The sequence below is a fragment of the Quisquiliibacterium sp. genome (assembly GCF_982640115.1).
Genome location: NZ_CEXFHW010000258.1, coordinates 1 through 3,898, shown reverse-complemented (window position 1 = coordinate 3,898; position 3,898 = coordinate 1). Strand labels below are relative to the sequence as shown.

Below are 3,898 nucleotides of genomic sequence, written 5' to 3'. Positions count from 1 at the left end.
CGTATGCCGTGGTGGGCCATCAAGCAGGCCCGCCGGCCGGCGAGCGCGGCGAGCACCTGGTTGCTCAGCGCCTGGGTGCCGAAGGTGGCATAGCCCGCGCAGCGGATGTCGGCGCCGCCGGCCATCGCGACCATGTAGTGGAAGGCCGGGATGCCAGCGGCCTGGATCTCGGGCAGGCAGGCGAGCGCGGTGGCATGCGGCGGATGGGCATGCACCACCGCCGCGGCCGCCGGCAGCGCCGCATAGAGGTCACGGTGGATGCGCCACTCGGAGCTCGGCCGCTGGCCGTCGGCATCGATGACGGCGGGGCGCTCGTCATCGGGCATGGCGCCGGCGAGGGTGTCGAGCGAGAGCCAGACGATGTCGTCGGGCCGCATGCGCTCGTAGGGCAGCGCCGAGGGCGTGACCAGCAGGCCGGCGCGCGCGCCGCGGTCCCAGCGCAGGGAGGCGTTGCCGGCCTTCCCCTGGTTGACGCCGCGGGCATTGAGGGTGCGGCAGGCCTCGATCAGCGCGGCGCGCGCTGCCTGCTCGTGGCGCATGGCCGGGTCGTGGGCGCCCGGCTCGGGGCCGCCGGTGGTGCGCGCGCTCATGCCGGGCCTCGCGTCGGGCCTCGCGTCGGGCCTCGCATCGGGCCGGCCAGGCCCGGCAGGCCGCGCAGCGCCGAGGCGTCGGGCCGGCAGGGGCCGTGCTCGGTGATCAGCCAGCTCACCAGCCGTGCCGGGGTGACATCGAAGGCCGGATTCAGGCCGGGCGAGCCATCGGGGGTGAGCTGAACCGACACCACCCGGCCCTGATCGTCGCGGCCGCTGATGCGGGTGAGCTCGGCGGGGTCGCGGGCCTCGATCGGGATCGCGCTGCCGTCGGCGGCCTGCGGGTCGATGGTCGAGACCGGGCAGGCCACCAGGAAGGGGATGCCGTTGTCGTGCGCGGCCAGCGCCTTGAGGTAGGTGCCGATCTTGTTGGCGACATCGCCGTTGATGGCCACGCGGTCGCAGCCGACGATCACCGCGTCGACCCGACCCTCGCGCATCAGCTGGCCGCCGGCGTTGTCGGCGATGACGGTGTGCGGCACGCCCCGCTCGCCGAGCTCCCAGGCGGTGAGGCTGGCACCCTGGTTGCGCGGCCGGGTCTCGTCGACCCAGACATGCAGCGCCACGCCGGCCTCGTGCAGCGCATAGATGGGTGCGAGCGCCGTGCCGTGGTCGATGGTGGCCAGCCGGCCGGCATTGCAGTGGGTGAGCAGCTGCAGCGGCCGCCCGTCACGACGCAGGGGCTCGAGCAGGGCCTGGCCATGGCGGCCGATGGCAGCGTTGCAGGCGACATCTTCATCGCACAGGCGCAGCGCCTCGGCATGCGCGCGGGCCGCGCGCGCGGCCACCGGCAGCGGCAGCACCGCCGCGCGCACCCGGGCCAGCGCCCAGCGCAGGTTGACAGCGGTGGGCCGGGTGGCGGCCAGCCGATCGAAGGCCGACTGCAGGGCGGCATCGTCGGCGGCCTCGCGCAGGGCCAGCGCCAGCCCCCAGGCGCCCACCGCGCCGATCAGGGGCGCACCTCGCACCTGCATGCTGGCGATCGCATGGGCGCAGGCCTCGGCGTCATGCAGCGCGATGGCCACCTGCTCGAAGGGCAGGCGGGTCTGGTCCCAGGTGACCGGCAGGCCGGCATCGTCAGTCCAGAGGGTTCGGGCCATTGAGAATTGTCGTGGAAGAGGCGGCCAGGCCGGCCTACGCTCGGGGGGCTGCGCGGCCGGGTTGCACGCGCCCGCGGGCGGCGGCCGGCGGCGCGCCTCGCCGCGATCGTCCCATTCTATGCCCAAGACTCCCGTCCATCCCTCGCCTTCCCGACCCGCTGCCGCCTGCCGGCCCAATGCCTGCCCGCGATCGGGCCTGCCGCGACCGGACCTGCCGCGACCGGGGCCTCGCCCATGACCGGCGTCACCCTGCTGTCGGTGTTCCTGGTCGGCCTGTTCGGCGGCGTGCACTGCGCCAGCATGTGCGGCGGGCTGGTCTCGGTCATGGCCGGCAGCGCCGGCCGACGAGGTGCGGTCATCGCGGTGCGCGCCGAGGGCCTGCGCCGCCCTGCGGGGCTGCTCATCGGTCACAACCTCGGCCGGCTCACCAGCTACACGCTGGCCGGTGCGCTCGCCGGCAGCCTGGGCTCGTCGGCCACGCTGGTGTCGCGGGTGCTGCCGCTGCAGCAACTCGCCTTCGTGGCCACCAACCTGCTGCTGATCGCCATCGGGCTGCATCTGACCGGCGCGCTGCGCCTGGTCGCGCTCGAGCCCGTGGGCGCGGCACTGTGGCGGCGGCTGCAGCCGCTGGCCTCGCGCCTGCTGCTTGCCCGCACTCCCTGGCAGGCATGGCAGGCCGGACTGGTCTGGGGCTGGGTGCCCTGCGGCATGGTCTACGGCGTGCTGATCGCGGCACTGGTCTCGGGCTCGCCGCTGCAGGGCGCGCTGCTGATGCTCGCCTTCGGCGCGGGCACGCTGCCCAACCTGCTGCTGATCGGCGCGGGCGCCGCCGCCGGCCAGCGCTGGCTGGCAAGGCCCACGCCGCGCCGCATCGCCGGCCTGCTGGTGGCGGGCTTCGGACTGGCCGGCCTCGCCCGGCTCGATCCGGGCGCGCACCTGCACCGGGTGGTCGATGCCTGCCTGAGCGTGTTCTGAGTGGCCATGTTCATCGACCCGACCGATCGGCAGGCACCCGGACGCGCGACCGCGGCCGCTGCGCCGGGCAGCCGCGCCGCCGCCCCGAGCGCCGACCCGAGCCCGACGCCGACGGCAGCCGCCTGCTTTCACTGCGGCCAGCCGGTGGCCGAGCCCGGCCGCTGGCTGGCCCGTGTTGACGGCCGGATGCAGCCGATGTGCTGCGCCGGTTGCCAGGCGGTGGCCGAGGCCATCGCCGCGGCCGGGCTGACCGACTACTACCGCCACCGCAGCGCGCCGGCCGCGGGTGCGCAGGCCCTGCCCGAGAGTCTGGCCGCCGAACTCGCGCTCTACGACGAACCCGACCTCAATGCGACGCTGGTGCGCAACGGCCCGGCCGATCCGGCCACCGGCGCCGCCTGCAGCGAGGCCTCGCTGATGATCGAGGGATTGCGCTGCGGCGCCTGCGGCTGGCTGGTGGAACGCACCCTGGCGCGTCAGCCCGGGGTGGTCTCGGTCTCGGTCAACCAGGCCACCGAGCGGGCGCTGCTGCGCTGGGATCCGGCGCGCGCCTCGCTGTCGCGGCTGCTGGCCAGCGTGGCGGCGGTGGGCTACCGGGCGCTGCCGAGCGACCTGCGCCAACGGCGGGCCCAGGAAGCCCAGGCCCGGCGATCGCTGTCGCGGCGCCTGTTCGTGGCCGGGCTGGGCATGATGCAGGTGATGATGTACGCGTGGCCAGCCTACACCGCGCAGGCGGGCGAGATCGAGGCCGACCATGCCGCGCTCATGCGCTGGGCCAGCCTGCTGCTCACCCTGCCGGTGGTGCTCTATGCCGCCCGGCCCTTCTTCGAGGGTGCCTGGCGCAGCCTGCGGCACCGCAGCCCGGGCATGGATCTGCCGGTCGCCTTGGGCATCGGCGCGGCGTTCGCGGCCAGCGTCTGGGCCACCTGGCGCGGTCAGGGCGAGGTGTGGTTCGACTCGGTGACCATGTTCGTGTTCCTGCTCCTCGCGGCCCGGCACCTCGAGTGGCTGGCCCGCCGCCGCGCCAGTCGCGCCCTCGACGCGCTGGCAGCGGCGATGCCGGAGCGCGCGCTGCGGCTCACCGGCCCGCCCCTGGCGGATGTCGATGCCTTCCTGCAGGCACCCACCGAGACCGTGCCGGCGCTGCGCCTGCGCCCGGGCGACGCCATCCGGGTGGACGCCGGGAGCCGGTTCCCGGTGGATGTGACCCTGCTGGCCGGCCGCACCGAGGTC

At 75.2% G+C, this 3,898-nt stretch carries 4 protein-coding genes; 2 read left to right on the top strand and 2 right to left on the bottom strand.

All coding sequences use genetic code 11. The annotated features are described in order from the left end of the window. Both AC2H6A_RS18410 and mtnA read right to left on the bottom strand, forming a co-directional pair. Nucleotides 1-590: class II aldolase/adducin family protein (locus AC2H6A_RS18410; protein WP_484275173.1), on the bottom strand; the 590-nt coding region annotated here is incomplete at its 3' end. Beyond that, nucleotides 587-1,690, bottom strand: coding sequence for an S-methyl-5-thioribose-1-phosphate isomerase (mtnA, locus tag AC2H6A_RS18405; protein ID WP_484275172.1), 1,104 nt, complete (start codon nucleotides 1,688-1,690; stop codon nucleotides 587-589). The genes mtnA and AC2H6A_RS18410, both read right to left, overlap by 4 nt. A 234-nt stretch (nucleotides 1,691-1,924) precedes the next feature. Between mtnA and AC2H6A_RS18400 the strand changes: the two genes are divergently transcribed. Further along, nucleotides 1,925-2,665, top strand: a complete 741-nt coding sequence (locus AC2H6A_RS18400; RefSeq protein WP_484275171.1) for a sulfite exporter TauE/SafE family protein — start codon at nucleotides 1,925-1,927, stop codon at nucleotides 2,663-2,665. 6 nt (nucleotides 2,666-2,671) lie between these two features. Further along, the coding region (locus tag AC2H6A_RS18395; RefSeq protein WP_484275170.1) for a heavy metal translocating P-type ATPase metal-binding domain-containing protein at nucleotides 2,672-3,898 on the top strand (1,227 nt) is incomplete at its 3' end.